This window comes from Micromonospora sp. NPDC049175 (genome assembly GCF_043197345.1).
GTDB lineage: Bacteria > Actinomycetota > Actinomycetes > Mycobacteriales > Micromonosporaceae > Micromonospora.
The window spans coordinates 1-18,798 of sequence record NZ_JBICSY010000001.1 but is presented as its reverse complement, the minus strand read 5'-3'; the positions used below and the strand labels follow the sequence as shown (position 1 = coordinate 18,798).

Annotated in this window: 18 protein-coding genes; 11 read left to right on the top strand and 7 right to left on the bottom strand. The window is 71.6% G+C overall.

The genetic code is table 11. The features are described 5' to 3' along the window. Window positions 1-22: 22 nt before the first annotated feature. Together ACGFH8_RS00090 and ACGFH8_RS00085 are read right to left on the bottom strand one after the other, a co-directional pair. Complete coding sequence (locus tag ACGFH8_RS00090; protein ID WP_393360935.1) at window positions 23-1,348, bottom strand: glycoside hydrolase family 18 protein; 1,326 nt, start codon at window positions 1,346-1,348, stop codon at window positions 23-25. 97 nt (window positions 1,349-1,445) lie between these two features. Beyond that, on the bottom strand, window positions 1,446-1,865 hold the full coding sequence (locus ACGFH8_RS00085) for a PPOX class F420-dependent oxidoreductase (protein ID WP_393360932.1): 420 nt from the start codon (window positions 1,863-1,865) through the stop codon (window positions 1,446-1,448). 142 nt (window positions 1,866-2,007) lie between these two features. On the opposite strand from ACGFH8_RS00085, the gene ACGFH8_RS00080 reads away from it, so the two are divergent. The 3 genes from ACGFH8_RS00080 (at window position 2,008) to ACGFH8_RS00070 (ending at window position 3,796) form a co-directional block, all read left to right on the top strand. Then, on the top strand, window positions 2,008-2,235 hold the full coding sequence (locus ACGFH8_RS00080) for a hypothetical protein (protein ID WP_393360929.1): 228 nt from the start codon (window positions 2,008-2,010) through the stop codon (window positions 2,233-2,235). Between the two features lie 405 nt (window positions 2,236-2,640). Further along, complete coding sequence (locus tag ACGFH8_RS00075) at window positions 2,641-2,838, top strand: response regulator transcription factor (protein ID WP_393360927.1); 198 nt, start codon at window positions 2,641-2,643, stop codon at window positions 2,836-2,838. 49 nt (window positions 2,839-2,887) lie between these two features. Next, window positions 2,888-3,796 carry an NAD-dependent epimerase/dehydratase family protein gene (locus ACGFH8_RS00070; RefSeq protein ID WP_393360924.1) on the top strand — a complete coding sequence of 303 codons (909 nt, stop codon included), beginning with the start codon at window positions 2,888-2,890 and terminating at the stop codon, window positions 3,794-3,796. On the opposite strand, the gene ACGFH8_RS00065 is transcribed toward ACGFH8_RS00070, so the two are convergent. Next, window positions 3,778-4,788: a glycoside hydrolase family protein gene (locus ACGFH8_RS00065; protein ID WP_393360921.1), complete on the bottom strand. Its 1,011-nt coding sequence runs from the start codon at window positions 4,786-4,788 to the stop codon at window positions 3,778-3,780. The two genes, ACGFH8_RS00070 and ACGFH8_RS00065, sit on opposite strands and share 19 nt — an antisense overlap. A gap of 250 nt (window positions 4,789-5,038) precedes the next feature. After that, complete coding sequence (locus ACGFH8_RS00060) at window positions 5,039-6,001, bottom strand: AraC family transcriptional regulator (protein WP_393360918.1); 963 nt, start codon at window positions 5,999-6,001, stop codon at window positions 5,039-5,041. 204 nt (window positions 6,002-6,205) lie between these two features. Between ACGFH8_RS00060 and ACGFH8_RS00055 the strand changes: the two genes are divergently transcribed. The 5 genes from ACGFH8_RS00055 to araD all read left to right on the top strand — a co-directional run bounded on the left by ACGFH8_RS00055 (window position 6,206) and on the right by araD (window position 12,135). Beyond that, window positions 6,206-7,780 (top strand): flavin-containing monooxygenase, encoded by a 1,575-nt coding sequence (locus ACGFH8_RS00055; RefSeq protein ID WP_393360915.1) that lies wholly within the window; start codon window positions 6,206-6,208, stop codon window positions 7,778-7,780. Window positions 7,781-7,912: 132 nt separating this feature from the next. Further along, entirely contained in the window at window positions 7,913-9,112 is a 1,200-nt protein-coding gene (locus tag ACGFH8_RS00050; RefSeq protein ID WP_393360912.1) for a low temperature requirement protein A, read from the top strand. 158 nt (window positions 9,113-9,270) lie between these two features. Continuing rightward, window positions 9,271-10,167, top strand: a complete 897-nt coding sequence (locus tag ACGFH8_RS00045; RefSeq protein WP_393360909.1) for an acetyltransferase — start codon at window positions 9,271-9,273, stop codon at window positions 10,165-10,167. Between the two features lie 75 nt (window positions 10,168-10,242). Continuing rightward, window positions 10,243-11,229 (top strand): alpha/beta hydrolase, encoded by a 987-nt coding sequence (locus ACGFH8_RS00040; protein ID WP_393360907.1) that lies wholly within the window; start codon window positions 10,243-10,245, stop codon window positions 11,227-11,229. A gap of 180 nt (window positions 11,230-11,409) precedes the next feature. Beyond that, a complete protein-coding gene (araD, locus tag ACGFH8_RS00035) occupies window positions 11,410-12,135 on the top strand; it encodes an L-ribulose-5-phosphate 4-epimerase AraD (protein WP_393360904.1) in 726 nt (241 codons plus the stop codon). A gap of 71 nt (window positions 12,136-12,206) precedes the next feature. On the opposite strand, the gene ACGFH8_RS00030 is transcribed toward araD, so the two are convergent. Beyond that, a complete protein-coding gene (locus ACGFH8_RS00030; RefSeq protein WP_393360901.1) occupies window positions 12,207-13,310 on the bottom strand; it encodes an aldo/keto reductase in 1,104 nt (367 codons plus the stop codon). Between the two features lie 131 nt (window positions 13,311-13,441). Here ACGFH8_RS00030 and ACGFH8_RS00025 point away from each other — a divergent pair, with 131 nt between their 5' ends. The 3 genes from ACGFH8_RS00025 (at window position 13,442) to ACGFH8_RS00015 (ending at window position 16,696) form a co-directional block, all read left to right on the top strand. After that, entirely contained in the window at window positions 13,442-14,044 is a 603-nt protein-coding gene (locus tag ACGFH8_RS00025) for a TetR/AcrR family transcriptional regulator (RefSeq protein WP_393360898.1), read from the top strand. Window positions 14,045-14,056: 12 nt separating this feature from the next. Next, window positions 14,057-14,794 (top strand): alpha/beta fold hydrolase, encoded by a 738-nt coding sequence (locus ACGFH8_RS00020; protein ID WP_393360895.1) that lies wholly within the window; start codon window positions 14,057-14,059, stop codon window positions 14,792-14,794. A gap of 258 nt (window positions 14,795-15,052) precedes the next feature. Then, the gene (locus ACGFH8_RS00015) at window positions 15,053-16,696 is read left to right on the top strand and encodes an ABC-F family ATP-binding cassette domain-containing protein (RefSeq protein ID WP_393360891.1); all 1,644 of its coding nucleotides are present in this window, start codon (window positions 15,053-15,055) and stop codon (window positions 16,694-16,696) included. 71 nt (window positions 16,697-16,767) lie between these two features. Here ACGFH8_RS00015 and ACGFH8_RS00010 read toward each other — a convergent pair whose 3' ends face one another. Further along, a complete protein-coding gene (locus ACGFH8_RS00010; RefSeq protein WP_393360888.1) occupies window positions 16,768-17,424 on the bottom strand; it encodes a DUF305 domain-containing protein in 657 nt (218 codons plus the stop codon). A 69-nt stretch (window positions 17,425-17,493) separates the two neighbouring features. Beyond that, window positions 17,494-18,408: a DUF1996 domain-containing protein gene (locus ACGFH8_RS00005; RefSeq protein WP_393360885.1), complete on the bottom strand. Its 915-nt coding sequence runs from the start codon at window positions 18,406-18,408 to the stop codon at window positions 17,494-17,496. Between the last annotated feature and the right edge of the window lie 390 nt (window positions 18,409-18,798).

Below are 18,798 nucleotides of genomic sequence, written 5' to 3'. Positions count from 1 at the left end.
GGGCCGGGTGGATCGAATACGCCTACCAGGTGGTGAGGCCGAGGCCGATGGTCCTGGTGAGCGTGGCGTTGTCGTCGTCCCCGTCCAGCGACCAGATCATCGCGCCACCCAGACCGGCCCGGCGGATGTAGAGCGTCTTCTGCAACACGACCGCCGGGTCGTCGTACGTCCAGAACGTCGTACCGTCGAAGAGCCAGGCGTGCCCGGCGCGCAGGTCGCGGTGCACGGCGTAGCCGTTGCCGGCCAGGGTCCTGAGCTTCTTGTAGTCCTCGTAGCCGGCCTCGAAGGTGGCCGGTGCGGGCCCGGCGGCCGGCCCGAAGAGGCCGTTGCCGCCGCCGGTGACGCCGGTCCAGCCCCGGCCGTAGTACGGGATGCCGAGAACGAGCTTGTCCCGCGGCGCGCCCCGGGCGATCCAGCCGTCGACGGCCACCTCGACGGAGAAGTCCGGGTTGTCCGGTGATCCCGCCGGTACGCGCAGCGCCGACTGCTGGTTGGCCACCGCCTCCCAGCCGCCGTGGAAGTCGTACCCCTGCACGGTGGCGAAGTCCAGGTACGTGAAGATCTTGCGGCCCTCGTAGCCGGCGTCCATGGTGGCCGGGTTGGCGGGCAGGAACGCGGTCAGCGGGTGGTGCGCCCGGGTCGTGCGCCCGTACGCGTCGAGCTGCCGGCGGAACTCGGCCAGCAGCTTCGTGAAGTTCTCCCGGTCCTCCGGGCGGATGACGTTGCCGGGCTCACCCGCCCAGTTGGGCCACTCCCAGTCCAGGTCGATGCCGTCGAAGACGCCGGCGGCGGCGCCCGGGGCGCCCGGGAGGTTGCCCCTGAGGTAGAGGTCGACGCAGGACGCGACGAACGCCCGGCGGGAGGCGTCGGTGCGGGCGGCGTTCGAGAAGTACGTCGACCAGCTCCAGCCGCCCAGCGAGATCAGCACCTGGAGTTGGGGGTGCTTGGCCTTCAGTTTGGCGAGTTGGCCGAAGTTGCCGTTGAGCGCCTGGCCGGGGGCGTCGGCGACGCCGTCGACGCTCTCCTCGGCGGGGACCGGTCGCTGGTAGTCGGCCCAGGCGTCGCCCTCGCCCGGCCCGCCGTCCAGGTAGCAGCGTCCGTCCTCGCTGACGTTGCCGAAGGCGTAGTTGACGTGGGTGAGGCGGCTCGCCGCCCCGGAGGTGTCGAGCTTCTTGACCGGGAAGGCCCGCCCGTAGATGCCCCACTGAGTGAAGTAGCCGACCCGGTGGTAGCCGGTGCGGCGCTGCTGGTGCTCGGCGGCGCTGGCGGCGGTGGGCGGGCTGGCGGTGATCAGCAGGGTCGCCAGGGCGACGACGGCGGTGAGACGGCGGTGGCGGAGTTGTCGCATCGGCACACTCCCACGTCGGGTGGACGCACAATCAGTAAAGACACTTATCTGATTGATGAAGTTAAGCCGATCACCCTCCACGGTCAAGAGTCAGCCGTCAGCCGACCTGGTCGTTGTCCTTGAGCGAACCCCAACCGTGCCACCTGTCGATCTCGATCAGGGCACTGACCCGGGCGCGCTCGCGCCGCGGGTACGCGTTGCCCGTGTAGTGCAGGGACAACCTGTCGATGTCCGCCAGGTCCTCGTCGGCGCGCAGCTCGGCGACGTGCCCGACGATGCTGACATGGGTGTACCAGCCGGCCTCGTCGAGCACGGTCAGGGACACCCGCGGGTCGTTGCGGATGTGCTCCAACCGGCGGCGGCTCTCGTCCAGGTTCACCAGGATCCGGCCGTCCTCCCACAGGTACCAGGTGGCGGCGGACACCGGTTGACCACCGTTGCGAAGCGTGGTCATCACGGCCGGGTTCGGCTTCCGGAGCATGGCGATCGCGGCCTCGGGAAGCGGTGGCTTGGACATGCAGTCTCCTCGTCGCGTCAACGTTTACCCCTGCACGTTACGCACCCGCGGGCCCGGCCACGCGCGGACCGGCAGGTACATCGCAGGGAGTACCTCGTGCAGCAGATGTGAGATCCACCCGGTGGTTCGTACGGTCTGCGGCATGAACGGCACACCTGCTCCGCTGCTCGTCAGCCGCCGCCTCTGGGCCGGGCTGGCCATCGTCCTCGTCGGGCTCGTCTTCAACCTCGGTTGGTTCTTCGTCCCCCCGCAGGTGTGGCTGGACGACCCCGGTTTCGTCCCGATGCCCGAGGTGCTGCTGGGCTGGTGGGTGATCATCATCGGCCTCGCGCTCATCGCCTGGGCCGTGCGCCGCCGGGTCCGCCGGTGATCAGCCGCCGCCGGGTGCTCGGCTGGCTCGGCGCGGTGGGCGGGCTCGTCGTCGTGCCCGCGGCCGGCTTCGCCGGCTACCTGTACGCGGACTCGGGCCGGAGCAACGTCGGCACGCTGACGTTCCGGAACCGGCTCAGGATCCCGCCGATACTTCCTCCGTCGGTGGCGGCGGACGGGGTTCGGCGATTCCAGCTCACCCTCGCCCCGGGTCGAATCGAGGCGTTGCAGGCCGGGGCGAGTGGGTTTCTCGCCAAGACCGCGAGCCGGGAGGAGCTGTGTCGGGCCGTCCACGTCGTGGCGGAGGGGGAGGCCCTGTTGAGCCCGAGCGTGACCCGCACCGTGATCGCCGAGCTGGCCCGCCGCCCACGCCCGCCGCAGCGCTCACCCGAGCGGTTGGCCCCCGTTGACGGCCCGCGAACGGGAGGTGCTGGCCTCGGTCGCCACGGGATCGAGCAACGCGGAGATCGCCGAGGCGTTGCGGATGAGTCCCCTGACGGTGAAGACCCACGTCAGCCGCATCATCACCAAGCTCGGCGTTCGAGACCGCACGCAGCTCGTGGTCCTGGCGTACGAGAGCGGGCTCATCACCCCCGGCGGTTAGTGCGGCACCCGCGTGCGGGCCACCCGCCGCTGCCGGCGAGGATGTGGTGATGACCAACTCCGCACTGCCCAGGCGTGTCGTCGTCACCGGTGCCACCGGCAAGCTCGGCCGTGCCGTGGTCGCCCACCTGCGCGCCGCGGGCGTCGACGTGCTGGCGGTGGACCGTGCCGGCGGCCGTGACCCGCGCGACGTCGACGGCGAGTTCCTCCTGGTCGACCTGACCGACTACGGGCAGGTGGTGGAGGCGTTCACCGGGGGCGCCGACGAGCACGCCGGCGGGGTGGAGGCGATCGTGCACCTGGCGGCGGTGCCGGCCCCCGGGCTGATGTCGAACGCGACCACGTTCGCGAACAACTCCGCCGCCACGTACAACGTCTTCGCCGCGGCCCGGGCGGCCGGGATCAGGCGGGTGGTGTGGGCGTCGAGCGAGACGGTGCTCGGGCTGCCGTTCGACACCCCGCCGCCGTACGCGCCCGTCGACGAGGAGTACGCGCCGCGACCGGAGTCGACGTACTCGCTGAACAAGGTCCTCGAGGAGGAGATGGCGCGGCACTTCTGCCGCTGGGACCCGGAGCTGGTCATGGTGGGTCTGCGCTTCTCCAACGTGATGGACGTCGAGGACTACGCCCCGTTCCCCTCCTTCGACGCCGACCCCCAGGCCCGGCGGTGGAACCTGTGGGGTTACATCGACGCCCGCGACGGCGCCCAGGCGGTCGAGCGCGCGCTCGCCCACGACCGGCCCGGCGCCGACGTGTTCATCATCGCGGGCGTCGACACCGTCATGAGCAGGTCCAGCGCCAGCCTGCTGGCCGAGGTCTACCCGGGCGTCGAGGTCCGCAAGGAGTTGGGCGAGCACGAGACCCTGCTCAGCATCGACAAGGCACGCCGGGTGCTGGGGTACGAGCCGCGGCACTCCTGGCGGGACCACGTGGACCCGGTTCAGCGCGCGGCCTGGTAGGCGCGGCCCACGGCGGTCACCTCGCTGCCGGTGCGGAAGAGCCCGGTCTGGTCCTTGTCGGTGGCCGGCAGGCCGAACCACGCGTACCGGTGCAGCCAGGACAGGCCGCCCAGCATCCGGGTCGCCGCGGTGAGGAACGCGGCCTGCTGTGCCTGGGTCGGAAAGCGAACGCCGTTGGCGAAGTCGATCAGGGCGAACTCGGTGAGCCAGATCGGCAGTTGGTAGCGGTCGTGCACCGCCTGGAGATACGACCTGAGCTGGTTGACCGCGTTGTCCGTGGTGAAGTCGCCGCCGTACCAGTGCAGGGCGATGAAGTCGACCCGGTGACCGCGCTGCTTCGCCCCGGCCAGGAAGCGGTCGAGCCACTCGCCCGGCCGGTCACCGCCCCAGGCCACGGCCGGGCTGCCCAGCGGCAGACCTGTCGCTTCGAGCTGCGGCCACAGCTCCAACGCCTGCTCCACGGTCATCTCCGCCTGACCCTTCAGGTCCGGCTCGTTGAACCCGAGCAGGTAGCGGCCGTTCTGCTTGGCCTTCTGCAGGTTGCCGGCGGTGACGCTCTTCGCCCCCCAGATCATCGGGACGAACTCGGCGGTCTTCGGGCTGGTGACTCCCGGGTGGGCCACGTCCCAGGTGTAGTACCAACTCGCCCCGGAGCTGGCCAGCGCCGCGCTGACCCCGTCGAAGGTCCACACCCCGACACCCTTGCGTTTCGAGGTCACGGCTGTCGCCGCCGGGGCGACCGGACGCCGAGTCGTCGGCGTCGCCGTCGGCCTGGTCGTCGGCGTCGGGGTCAGCCCGGTCGGGCTCGTCGTGGCGGCGGGCGTGGTCGCGGTGGGTGGGCCGGCCTCCGGGGCCGTCGGCTGCGGCGGGTCGAGCGCCTGCGTCGCGGCGGGAGCGGGCGTCGGCCCGGTCGGTTGCACCACGACGATCACCCCGGTCACCAGTACGGCGACCACGGCGGCCACGGCCAGGGGCCACAGCAGACGCCGCACGCCGATCGGAAGCCTCAGGCGTCGGGGCTCCGCGTGGACTCCACGGGACCCTTTCGGGGTGTCCGCTTCACCCGGGCCGGTTGCGCGCATCGTCTCGACTCCTTCGTGTGGTCACATCGCTACTCGACGAAGGACGGTGCCCGATCGCCAGCAGCGCCCCCCTCAGGAGACTCGCCGACCGCTGCGGGATAACGATTTTCTCGGCGGTCCACCCTTCGGGCCCGGGCTGACCCGGCGGCGACCGGTCCGCTCAGCGGCGGAGGGTCGCGGACGGCGACTCGCCGAACCGGGTCCGATACTCGGTCGCGAACCGACCGAGGTGCACGAACCCGTGCCGTAGCGCGACGGTCGTCACCGAGACCCCCGGCTCGGCCGCCCGCAGCGATCGCTGCGCCGCGTCGAGGCGACACGCACGCAGGTACGCCGTCGGGGTGGTCCGCAGCTCCCGCCGGAAGCAGTCCTGCAACGTCCGTACGCTCACCCGCAGCGCCTCCGCGACGTCACCGACGGTCAGCGCCTCGCCGTGGTGGTCGGCGATCAGCGTGCAGGCCCGGCGGACCAGCCGCCCGGGGTTGGCGTGGTGGCCCGGCTCGGCGAGCAGGTCGGAATGGCTGTGCCGGTGGGCCAGCAACAGTTGGCCGATGAGCCCCTGCTCGAAACGGGCGGCGACCTGTGGGTGGTCGAACAGGGACGCGTCCGTCGGCTGTGCCAGCTCGTCGGCGAGGAACGCCACCCCGCGCGCCCACGCCTGCGCCCTCGGCGTGGTCATGGCCATGCCGATGTCCAAGCGGACCGGGTCGTCCACCGGGTGACCCAGCAGGCGGGCGATCTCCCGGTCGACGGAGCGCCGGTCGGCGTAGAAGATCCGGTGTGGGGATCCCTCGGACCACCGCATGTCCGAGGGGTCGTACGGGGACAGGACCGAGGCGACGTCGGGCGTCGAGGTCACCGTGTCTCCGGCGTGCCGGACCTCGGTGCTGCCGGCCTGGGGGATCTGGACGAGGTAGAAGCTCTCCAGGGCGGGCGGTTGGATCCGTACCGCCTGCCCGTAGTCGAGGTCGATGACACCGACCCCGCCGACCCGGTGTGCCGCCATCCGCAACTGGACGGCGTGCACTCCCGTCTGCGGGGTGAGTCGATGCGGACAGAAGACCCGGCCGACCTCGGCGCGGGCCTGGTCGACGTCGTCCGTCCGGACCGTCACCGCATCCATCCGACCCCTCCCGGTCGTCCTGGTGCGCTGACCGTAAGGCGCGACCCGGACGGACCGTGTCGGAAAGCCGTGCACCCGACACGGAACGGTCGGCCGCGCGATGCGGACACACCTCGCGCGCAGCGGATAGCGACAGCCGCGCCCCGCTCGTTAGCGTGCGCTCACCACCGCTGCCGCAGTGGTTCACGCGCTTCGGAGGATGCCATGAGGATCGCCATCGTCGGTGCCGGATTCGCCGGTCTGAGCGCAGCCAAGGTGCTGCGGCAGAGCGGGTTCGACGTCACCGTGTTCGACAGGTCGCCCGATGTCGGTGGGGTGTGGAGTCGCACCCGGCGATATCCCGGTCTGCACACGCAGAACAACAAGGGCACCTATCACCTGTCCGACCTGCCGATGCCCGCCGACTATCCGCAGTGGCCGTCGGGGGAGCAGGTCCAGCGCTACCTCGAGAGCTACGTGGAGAAGTTCGGGCTCGCCGGCGTGCTGCGTCTGTCCACGGAGGTCGCCTCCGCCGAGCTGATCAACGACGACACCGGGTGGCTTGTCACGTCGCGGCCGGCGGGGGCCCAGGACCCGGTGACGGTGCAGCGGTACGACCACCTGATCGTCGCCAACGGCATCTTCTCCGACCCGGTCGTTCCGTCGTACGACGGGCACGCGGCCTTCACCGCCGCCGGTGGGCGGGTCCTGGCCACGGGGGAGTTCCACGACCTCGAGGCGGCCCGGGGCCGCAACGTCCTCGTCGTCGGGTACGGCAAGTCGTCGTGCGACGTGGCGGTCCCGCTGAGCGACCTCGCCGCCCAGACCCACGTGGTGGCCCGGGAGTTGCTCTGGAAGATGCCCCGCAAGCTCGGCGGCGTGCTCAACTACAAGTACCTGCTGCTCAGTCGGATGGGTGAGGCGCTGTTCCGCTACCTCAACCTGAAGGGCTTCGAGCGGTTCCTGCACGGTCCGGGCAACGGCCTGCGCCAACGGATGGTCGACAGCGTCGGCTCGGTCGCGACCCGGCAGCTCAAACTGCGTGAGTTGGGTCTGGTGCCCAACGGCAGCTTCGAGGACATCGCCCGCAGCACGGTCAGCCTCGCCACCGAGGGCTTCTTCGAGCGCGTCGCCGACGGCCGCGTCGTCGTGCACCGCGACCAGGTGATCACCGAACTGCTCGTCGACGACGACGGTCGGCCCGCCGCCCGCCTGGCCGACGGCACCGTGCTCCCCGCCGACCTGGTGATCTGCGGCACCGGCTTCCGTCAGCACGTGCCGTTCTTCGACGACGCGCTGCACGCCCGGCTGCAGGACGACGCGGGCAACTTCCAGCTCTACCGCCAGATCCTGCCGCTCGGCGTGCCACGGCTGACGTTCGCCGGCTACAACTCGTCGTTCTTCAGTCCGCTCAGCGCGGAGATGGCGGCGGTGTGGACGGCCGCGTACCTGCGGGGTGGGATCACCCTGCCCGCCGAGGACCGGATGCGCGACGAGGTGCGCACCCGCCTGGCCTGGATGGCGGCGCGCACCAACGGGCGGCACGCCCGCGGGACGAACATCATCCCGTTCTCGATGCACAACATCGACGAGGTGCTCGACGAGGTGGGGCTCAACCTCGGCCCGCTGACCCGCGCCCGGCAGTGGCTGTTCCCCGTCGACCCGCGCTCCTACCGGGGGGTGACGGCACGCATGATCGCCCGTACCGCCGATGGGGGCGCGACGGGCGAGGCCGCACCGGCCGGACCCGTACACGGGGGTATCCGGCAAAATCACGAAGAATCTCACATACCCGGATAAGGTACGCAGAGCAGGAAGCAGGCGGCACGGTCGGCGAGAGGGCCCGGGACGATGGCAGCGGAGCAGGTCGTCGAACACCGTCACCGCCCCGGCGTGCCGGCGGCTGTGGCCGGCTGAGCTGTCCCGCCGTCCGTGCTGACGCGCCCCAGGATCATGCGTGGGCTCGGCGACAGCAGGAGCCCCGACTCGGCGACAGTCCTGGAACTGCTGTTCGACATCGTCTACGTCTTCGCGCTCGCCCGCCTCGCCGGGCGGGTGGCGGATGACCTGACAATCGTCCGGCACACGCTGCTGTCGGAGGCGGGGCAGACGGTCCTGTTCTTCGCGGCGATGTGGATGATCTGGTCACTCAACGCCCTGCTGGCGAGCACCTACGACCCTCGCCGAGCGGACCTCCAGGCCGTCCTGCTGGTGACGATGTTCGGCACGCTGGTGCTGGCCGTCTCGTTGCCGGAGGCGTTCGGCAGGCGCGGCGTGGTCTTCGCCTGCACGTACGTCATCATCCAGATCGGCCGACCGCTCTTCCTGACACTCGCCCTGCGGGGCCACCCCGGTCGGAGGCTCGCGGCCCGGGTGCTGACCTGGCACACGGCCTCCGCCGTGCTGTGGATCAGTGGCGGCATCAGCGGCGGCCTCGGTCGGGGCGTCTTCTGGACCCTCGCCCTCGCCATCGAGCTGACCGGCACCGCCGCGGCCTGGCCCGTGCCGTGGCTCGGCTCGGGGTGGTTCGGCAGGGCGGGGGTCGCGGTCTCCCACGTCCACCTCGCGGAGCGGTACAACCAGTTCTTCATGATCGCCCTCGCCGAGGTGGTGCTCGAAGCCGGCGCCGCCGTCAGCTTTCCCGGCTTCACGATGGCGGGGATCATCACCCTCGTCGCCGCCTTCGTGACGGCTGTCTCGTTCTGGCGGATCTACTTCTACCACGTCCGGTCCGGTCAGGCCGCGACCCCGGGCGGGCAGGGGATCCAACTGTCGCGGTGGGCGAGCTACAGCCTGCTGATCATCGTCGGGGGCATCATCTGTACGGCGGTCGGCTTCGGGCAGGTCATCGAGCACCCGCACCCGCCGATCGACTGGGCCCTGGTCGTCATCATGTTCGGTGGCCCGGTGCTGTTCCTGCTCGGACGGAGCTTCCTGGAGAAGGAGAGCCGATCCGCGCCACGCTGCCGGATGCTGTACGTCGGTGCGGGGGCGCTGGTCGTGGCGGCACTACCGATGGTGCTGCTTCCGCCGGTCGCCGTGGCGGCCTCGGCGGCGGTGATCCTGGCCGGCATCGCCGTGTTCGACCAGCGCGCCCACCGGCGTGGGTCGGAGACCAATCCGACGTTGTGACACACCGTTGCGGCCCGACGGCTGGCGCGCGTATGGTGCCCTGGCACGCCGTCGAGCTGGAAGGAGGTCAGAACAATGTCCGATGTTCTGCGCCCCCTCCGCGCTCCGGCGTCCGCGCGGATCTGATCCGGGGCGCGCGCTTCCCGGAGGCCCCACCCATGACCGATCTGGTCATCCGTCCGCTCGTCGCGGGCGAGGAAAACCTGTTCGACTCCATGCCTGATCCGCTGCCCCAACTGCGCCAGGTCGCCTACGCCGACGGAATCGCCGGCGGCGGCTACCGGCCCGAGACGACCTGGGTCGCCCTGCGCGCCGGCCGGGTGGTCGGCCGGGCCGCCTGGTTGCAACCGCCGGGCGCCGTCGGAGCGCCCTGGCTGGACCGGTTCGACCTGGACGCCGAGCCGGAGGTGGGTGCCGAGTTGCTGCACGCCGCCCACGATGCGCTCGGCGGTCCCGGCCTGTACTACGCCGCGCTGCCGGCGCACTGGCGGCGTCGCGCGGAGGTGCTGGCCGTGGTGCGGGCGCCGATGGAGGCCGCCCGGCTCGCCGGGCTCGTCGAGCGGGGGGAGCGGCTCAGGTGTTCCTGGGCGGGCACCCCGCTGCCCGCGTCCTCCGGGCGCTACGACTTCCGGCGGCCCACCGACGTGGCGGAGATCAATGCCCTGGTGGGCCGGATCGCCGAGCCGGACGTGCTGACCGGCGTCGAGATCGCGCGGGCGGTCGCCGGCGTCGACCTGGCCACCGACCCGCTGGCCTGGCTCGGCGACGCGACCGAGGAATGGCGCGTCGCCCTGGATGCGGGGGAGCCGGTGGGTCTGGTCGGCACGGCCGGAGACGCCTGCTACCCGCTGCTGGCCTATCTCGGCCTGCTCGACGAGGCGGCCCGACCCGAGTTGCTGGCCGAGGCGGTCCGGGTGCTGGCCGCCGGCGGGGCCCGGGAGGTCATCGCCGACGTGGACTCCCACCAGGTCGCGGTGCTCGCGGAACTGGAACGGACCGGGTTCCGGCAGTTGCGCGCCCGGGTCGTCTTCGCGCCGGGGGACGCTCAGGGATAGCTGACCGGGGTGCGCCCTGTCACCGGGGCGCACCCCTCGGCACAGCCCGACCCGCACTCCTGTCAGCATCGGCGCATGCCGGAGATCATCGCCCTCGCCCTCGGTGGGTCGGCGCTGGTCGTGGCGCTGGTCGCCGGGTTGTATCTCTGGCCGCCGCGCCGCCGTGGGCTACGCGTCGCACCGTCCGAACCGCTCGACTTCGACACCGCCACCCGCGCCGCCGAGGCCGTCATCGCGGCCGAGGCGGCGGACCCGGCGGTCCGGCCGGAATCGCGCAGCCGCCTGCTGAGCCACGGCTCCCGTACCGGCCGGGTCGTCCTGCTGCTGCACGGATACACCCTCGCGCCCGAGCAGTACGACGGGCTGGCCGAGGAGTTCTTCGACCGCGGGTACACCGTCTGGATCCCCCGGGCTCCTCACCACGGGACCGTCGACGAGCGGGCCCACCACCGGGTCGAGGCCGAGGAGCTGACGACGTACGCCGCGCGGGCGCTGGCCGTGGCAGCGGGCCTCGGCGACGAGGTGGGCGTCGTGGGGATCTCCGGCGGCGCGGTGCTGGCCGCCTGGCTGGCCCAGGTGCCCGGCGACCTCGTACGGCATCTGCTGTTGCTCTCGCCGTTCTTCGGCCCGGATCCGCGCCAGGCGCCGGCCTTCGCGGTCCGACCGCTCGTCACCCTGTACGGGCGGCGCATCCTCCCGGATCGCGTCACGTCACGCGGCTACTCGCTCTCCGCCGTCACCCAGTACCTGACGATCGCGCGGAGCCTGCCGAAGCCGTCGCGCCGGACCGGTCTCCGGACCGCCGCGGTCGCCATCAGCCCGCTCGACGGCGTGGTGGACCTCGCCACGGCGGTGACCGTGCCCCGCCGGATCGCCGACGCGAACGCGATCCCGCTGCGGGTCTGCACCCTGCCCGAGGCGTGGGGCGTCGGCCACAACATCCTCAACCTCGCCGCGCTCGGCGCGCAGGCGTCCGAGCTGCGTCGGCGGTACGTGGCGCTCTACGAGGGCGATCCGACGCCGACGCCAGGGCTGAGCCGGGTGGCCGGCGTCGACGAGTGAGGTGGGCCGCGCGCCGCGTCGGCGTCTAAACTGCGCCCGTGTCGTGCCACGAGTGGGCGCGGCGCCCCGGTCCGGCACTGCGCACCTGCTATTGACCGGGCAGAATGTTAGCGCTAACGTGCCGCGGCACCGCGTCGCGCCGCGTCGGATGCCACCCCCACCCGAAAGGCGTCACCTGCAATGAGTACGGCCGGATCCACCGACTTGCGCGCCGCAGTCCTCGCCGCGAACCGCCTCATCGCCCAGGCCGGCCTGGCCGAGCTGACCTGGGGCAACGTGAGCGGGGTCGACCGCGAGGCGGGCATCTATGTCATCAAGCCCTCCGGCGTGGCGTACCAGGATCTCACCGCCGACCTTCTGGTCCCGGTGGATCTGGAGACCGGGCAGGTCGTCGCCGGAGAGCTGCGGCCCTCCGTCGACAGCGAGACCCATCGCGCGTTCTACCTGCACTGGCCGTCCGTCGGCGGGGTGACCCACACCCACTCGACGCACGCCGTGGCCTTCGCCCAGGCCGGCCGGGACGTGCCGGTGCTCGGCACCACGCATGCCGACACCTTCGCCGGTCCGATCCGGGTGACCCGCGACCTGACCGCCGACGAGTGCGCCCACGACTACGAGTTCAACACGGCTCGGGCGATCATCGAGCTGATCGGGGGAGAGGCCGAGGCGCTGGCCAACCCCGTCGCCCTCGCCGCCAACCACGGCCCCTTCACCTGGGCGAAGGACCCGCTCAAGTCGGTGGAGAACGCGATCGTCTGCGAGGCGGTCGCGGAGATGGCCCTGAAGACGCTGTCGCTGAACCCGGCGGCGGCCGCGCCACAGTGGCTGCTGGACCGCCACTTCACCCGTAAGCACGGCGCCGGCGCCTACTACGGCAACCAGCTTCCGGAGCAGAGCCGGCCGTGACCGTCGCCGTCCGGTGACACCGGTACGGGCGCTGCGCGCGCGGCGCCCGTACCGGTGGTCCGCAGGGGCACTCACGTCGTGGGCTGGGTGGTCCCGTTGAACACCGGCGGGGTGTAACCCGCCGGCTTGTCGCCGATGCCGAGGCCGGGGCTCACCACCCAGGACTGGTACTGCGGCGTGAACATGCCGTACGGCAGCCCGAGGTCAGGAGCGCTGGCCTCGTCGAGCCGGCGACGGGCGTCGGCCGGGATCTCGAAGTCGAGCGCGCCGACGTTGCTGGCGAGCTGCTCGGGGCTGCTCGCCCCGACGATCACCGAGGCCACGGCGGGCTGGGTGGCCACCCAGTTGATCGCGACCTGGGCCATGCTGCGGCCCAGGTCGTCGGCCACGCTCTCCAGCGCCTCGATCACCCTCCAGTCGCCGGGGTTGATCTCCCGACCCGCGGCGTCGGGGTTCGTCAACCTGCCGGTCCCGCTCAGGCCCTCGCCGGTCCGTCGGTACTTGCCGCTGAGCAGCCCGCCGCCGATCGGGCTCCACGCGGTGAGCCCCATCCCCAGGCTCTGCGCCATCGACACGAACTCGGCCTCGATGCCCCGTGTCACCAGGGAGTACGGAAGCTGCACATTGATCATCGGGGCCAGCCCGTGTGCCTCGGCGTAGCTCTGCGCCCGGGCCGCGTACCAGGCCGGTACGTCGGAGAGGCCGGCATACCGGATCTTGCCGGCGCGCACCAGGTCGTCGAGGGTGTGCACGACCTCCTCGACCGGCGTGATCCGGTCCCAGGTGTGCACCAGGTACAGGTCGATGTAGTCGGTGCCGAGCCGGCTCAGCGAGCCTTCCACGGCCCGCACGAGGTGCTTGCGGCCATTGCCGCTGGCGTTCGGGTCGGTCGGGTCGACGGTGTTGGTGGCCTTGCTGGTGAGCACGAGCCGTTCGCGGACGCCGGCCCGGTCGATCAGGCGGCCGAGGATTCGCTCGCTCTCTCCGGCGGTGTAGAAGTCCGCCGTGTCGATGAGGTTGCCGCCCGCTTCCAGGTATTGGCGGAAGATCGGCTCCGCCTCCTCCTCGGTCTTGCCGTACGCGGCGTGGAACCCGTCGACACCGAAGTTCATGGTGCCCAGCGCCAGCCGGCTCACCCGCAGGCCGGACCGCCCGAGCAGGTAGTAGTGGTTCACGGTGGTGCCCCTCCCGATCGTGGTGTCGGCCCGGATCGGACCGCGCCGCAAACCTTTGCTCGCCAAATTTGGACCTGCAAGTCCAGAAAATTGGATAGGGTTGGGTCCGCAGGTCCAGACCAGGAGGTCTCATGACACGGGCATTGACCCGCAAGGGCGAGGCCACCCGGGCGCGGATCGTCACCGGCGCCGCCGCCGAGATCCGCGAGCGCGGCGTCGACGAGGTACGCCTCGAGGACGTGCTGGCCCGCACCGGCACCAGCAAGGGGCAGCTCTTCCACTACTTCCCCGACGGCAAGGAGGAGTTGCTGCTCGCGGTGGCCCAGCACGAGGCCGACCAGGTGCTCACCGACCAGGAGCCGATGCTCAGCAACCTCACCTCCTGGCCGGCCTGGCTGGCGTGGCGCGACCGGCTCATCGAGCGCTACCTCGCGCAGGGCGTGAAGTGCCCGCTCAACGGGCTGCTCGGCCAGACCGGCCGGCGCGCACCGGGCGCGCAGGCGATCGTGACCGGGCTCATGTGGCGCTGGCAGGAAGCGATCACCGAGGGAATCCGGAACCTGCAGTCGACCGGGGACGTCGCCGCGGACGTGGACGCCGAGCGCGCCGCCGCGGCGCTGCTGGCCGGAATCCAGGGTGGCGTCCTGCTGCTGCTCTCCACCGGCAAGATCGATCATCTGGAGGCGGTCCTCGACCTCACCATCGACTCGCTGCGGGCGAGCGCCCGGACGTAGGAGGGTGAGGCAATGACGGACGACATGCGCCCACCGTTGGTGCTGCTGCACGGCCTCACCTTCGACACGCGGCAGTGGGACCCGGTCCGCCGCGAGCTGGCGGCGATCGAACCGGCCCGGCCGGTCCTCGCGCTGAACCTTCCCGGGCACGGCGACGCACCCCGGCTGCCGTCGTACGACATGGCGGAGGTGGCCGACGTCGTGCACGAGCAGGTGACCGGGGCGGGTCTCGTCCAGCCGATCGTGGTGGGACATTCCGTCGGCGCGGTGGTCGCCACCGCGTACGCGGCCCGCCACCCCGTGCGCGGCGTGGTGAATCTGGACCAGATTCTGCTGCCCGGCCCGTTCGGTGCGGCCGTACGCCAGGCCGAGCCCACGTTGCGCGGCCCGGACTGGCGACGGGTGTGGGACGGCATGCTCGCCGGGATGGGCATCGAGGCCCTGCCGGCCGAGGCGCGCGAGATCGTGACCACCGCGACCGATCCCCGGCCGGACCTGCTGCTGGGTTACTGGGGCGAGATCCTGCGCGGGTCCGACGAGGGGATCTCCGCCGAGCGGCAGCGTGATCTGCGGTCCATCGGCGAGCGGGGGATCCCCTACCGCTGGGTGACCTCCTCCGAGCCGCCGCCCCGCTATCTGACCTGGCTGACGGAAACCCTGCCGGAGGTCATGGTGACAGTGCTCCCCGGTAGCCACTTCCCGCACCTGGCGGAGCCGGCGACGATCGCCCGGCTACTGACGACCGTCTGAGGACGAAGGCACATCGGCCGAAACAAGGACAGCACCGCTGGACGGCAGGCGAGGCCCGGTCCGTTGGCGTGAGTTAACCTCGATCCGAGTTGCCAGAGATCGGAGCAGCGTGGCAGGTGACGACGACATCTCCGGGTGAGCACCCGGACCGGCCGCCGACGGGCGCGTGATCGCGCCGCCGTCGCCGCGGCCCCTGTCGTCATGTCCGCTCCCGCCGGGCCACCCGTGTGCGCCCGGATCTCTGTTCCCCGAGGTCCCATGTCTGTTCGACCTGCTCTCATCGCCCACGACCTGGTGCGGATCCGTGGTACCCGCCGGGTGCTCGACGGTGTCTCGCTGACCGCCGCGCCCGGTCGCCGGATCGGCCTCATCGGCGAGAACGGCACCGGCAAGACGACCCTGTTGCGGGTCCTGGCCGGCGTCGACGAACCCGACTCCGGCGCCGTCGTACGCCCACCGGGCCTCGGCTTCCTGCACCAGGAGCTGCCTTTCGTCCCGTCCGCGACCGTCGCTGGGATCCTCGACGACGCGCTCCGCGAGGCCCGGTCCGACCTCGCCGAGTTGGAGCGGATCGGTGTGGCGCTCACCGACTCGCCGGAGGGCACCGAGGAGCACGACCGGCTGCTGACCGCGTACACGGAAGTCCTGGAGCGGGCGCAGGACCGCGACGCCTGGGATGTCGACCGGCGCGCCCAGATGGTGCTCGCCGGCCTCGGCCTCGGCGGGATACCTCACGACCGGACCCTGGCCGCGCTCTCCGGTGGGCAACGTGGCCGCCTCGCCCTCGCGGCGATGCTGATCCGCCGGCCGGACGCGCTGTTGCTCGACGAGCCCACCAACCACCTCGACGACACGGCCGCCGCGTTCTGCGAGGACCAGCTCCGCGCCATGCCCGGAGTGGTCGTGGTCGCCAGTCACGACCGCGCCTTTCTGGACGCGGTATGCACCGACATCATCGATCTGGACCCGGCGGGCGACGGGCCGGTCCGCCACGGTGGCGGCTACACCTCCTACCTGGCGGCCAAGCACGCCGAGGCACAACGCTGGCGCCGACGCTACGAGGACGAGCAGGCGCTCCTCACCGAGCTGCGCGAGACCGCCGCCGTGACCGGGCAGCAGGTCGCCCACGGCCGGGGCCCACGCGACAGCGAGAAGATGGGGTACGGGCACACCGCCGGTCGCGTACAGAACCAGATCTCCCGCCGTGTACGCGACGCCACCCGTCGACTGGCGGCGCTGGAACGCGAACAGGTCCTCGCGCCGCCCGAGCCGCTGCGTTTCCACGCCCCGGTCATCGCCACCGGGGACGGCACCGACGCCATCGTCACGGCAGACCGGTTGGAAGTTCCCGGCCGACTGCGGCTGGCACACCTGGAGATCATGGCCCGGGACCGGCTCCTGGTGAGTGGCCCCAACGGCGTGGGCAAATCGACTCTGCTCGCCGTCATCGCCGGCCGCCAGACCCACGGCGGAGCCGTCTGGCGGCGACCGGATCTTCGTATCGGACTGCTCAGCCAGGACAGCATCTTCGCGGATGCGCGGCGGACGGCCCGGCAGGTCTTCGACGCGGCGGTCGGGACAGAACGGGCCGAAGCGGCGCCGCTGTCGGCGCTCGGGCTGCTCGCGTCGACGGACCTCGACCGTCCGGTAGCCGAACTGTCGGCCGGGCAGCGTCGTCGCCTCGGTCTGGCGGTGGTCGTCGCCAACCCGCCGGAACTGCTGTTGCTGGACGAGCCGACCAACCACCTCTCGCCGCGGCTCTGCGACGAGCTGGAGGAAGCCCTCGGCACCGGACCGGGTGCCATCGTCGTCGCCAGCCACGATCGGCGGCTCCGGTCCCGATGGTCGGGCCGGGAGGTGACCCTCGCTGCCGGGAACGCGCTGCCGCCGACGTTCGCGTAGGACCGCTCCGCTGATCGTCGGCGGGGGTGAACGGTGGCGTCGACCCACGTCGTCGCGCTGCCGAGCAGCCATCACGGCCGGTCCAACCGTCCAAGCCCGGCGAGGTCGGCGTCTCCCGTCCGGACGACCGCCGAGGCCAACGCCGTGGTCGCGGGGTGGGTTCCAACCCGCTGCTCGGCGGTGGCGATGCGGATCGCCTGGTCCAGGTGCGCCCGTACGTGCTGGCTGGCCCGCCGCTGAAACGCGGCCCCGGTGGCCGACCGCAACGCGGCCAACTCCTCGTCGGTGACCATGCCCGGCATGTCGTGGCCCTCGTGCGGGTTCGTCGCCGGGGCGCCGGACTCGGCGAGCAGCCGTCGCGCCGTGCGCAGATCGGCGCGATGCGCCGTGCCGAGCCGAGCGGTGAACGTCAGCCACGCCGAGTCGGTGGTCCGGCTCGACACCAGGTCCAGCACCGGCAGGAGGCGTTCGTTCATCGCCACCGTCAGTTGGAGCCACGCGACGTCGGTGGCGCTGAACGGGCCCGCCGAGCCGCTCGGCGAAGCCGACCCGACCGGTGCGGCGGTAGCGGTCGTAGCGGTGGATGGCGCCGTGGTGGATGACTCGGTGGCCGCGCTCGCAGCGGCCGATGTCGCGGGCTCGGTCGGTGACCCGCTTGTGCACGCGGCGACGAGCAGCAGCGCCGCGAGGAACAGGCAACCGGGCGTACGCACGGGGGTTCTGCTCATCCGGCCTCCTCTCGCCCGGACGGCGGATCCGGCATGACCGGACCCGCCGCCGCGGGTGCGACTGTCGGCTCAGAGCGGACGCCCGTCGGCACCGCACTTGATGACGGGACGGATGCAGTCCTGGACCCGCCGGGCCATCTCCGCGACCGGCCAGGCGTTGAAGAAGTCGCCGTGCATCGTGTAGCCGGGCCCGGAGGCCAGCCGGAACCGCGACGGGTCACCGTTGACCGGGTACCGCAGCACCTGCCGCAGCTTCGGCACGTGCACCGGGTGGGTGCTCGGGCAGGCCTGGTTCACCGGGTACGCCAGGTGGCTCTTGTGGTCCGGCGAGTCCAGGTCGCGGCCGTTCCAGCACTGCGGGAAATCCAGGTACGACTCCAGCATCGTGCCGGACGGGCAGGTGACGAAGTTCTTCGACGGCGGCACCTGTCCCGCGTGCAGACACGACCACCGGGCGATGCTGTCGTTCGACCCGGTGGCCTTCGCGTTGCCGGCGACCAGTCGCAACCCGAGCGGGAACGGCTGGGTGTTCGCGACGACGTCGGAGCGTACGCCCTCGCCCAGGTAGTAGAACGTGGCGATCGCCGGCTCCACCGGCACGTTGTCGCGGTAGAGGGTCGGCACCCAGTAGGACGAGACGTCCACCCGCGGGTTGCAGGTGCTTTGGGAGTTGACCAGGTCGGACACCGTGGTGTTGGCGTTCGTCACCGTGCTGCCGAAGAAGCTGTGCATGTGCGACGCCCCGGGCAGGCCCGGGAAGACGATCGGGTCGTCCGGCAGCCGGTGGCTGTAGGTGCAGTCGGCGGGGAACTCGGCCACCCGGATGGCGTTGGCGCCGAAGTCAGCGCCGGCTCCGCCGGGGGCGGCGTCGGCCCGGTTGGTGGTGGACACCAGGTACGTGCCGAGTAGCAGTAGCAGTGCGCCGATCGCCGTGGCGAGGCGCAGTCGGCGGGGGATGCCGGAGAGGGGTGCGGCCCTGTCCATCGTGACTCCTGTCGGGGACGGGTCAGGCACAGCTCCGGTGCCGCCGCCGAAGGCATCGGAGTTGTGCCTGGCCAGACTGGGTGGTGGCCGGTTGGGGCCGGTGCGAGAGAGCGCTCTCACTGCCCCTCAGCCTCATGCCGAAGTCGACAATTGTCAATACGTGCCGCAGTTGGTGGAAAAGTCGACGAAGGGCCGGACCCCGTGGTGGGGTCCGGCCCTTGCGGTGGTGCGGTGGTGCGTCCTTGCCGTGGTGCGGTCTTGCCGTGGTGCGGCCTTGCCGTGGTGCGGTGCTGCGGTGGTGCGTCCTTGCCGTGGTGTGGGTCAGCTGGTGGCGTAGCCGCGGGTGGCGATCCAGTCGGCGAGGTGCTCGACGCTGATCTGGTACGCGGC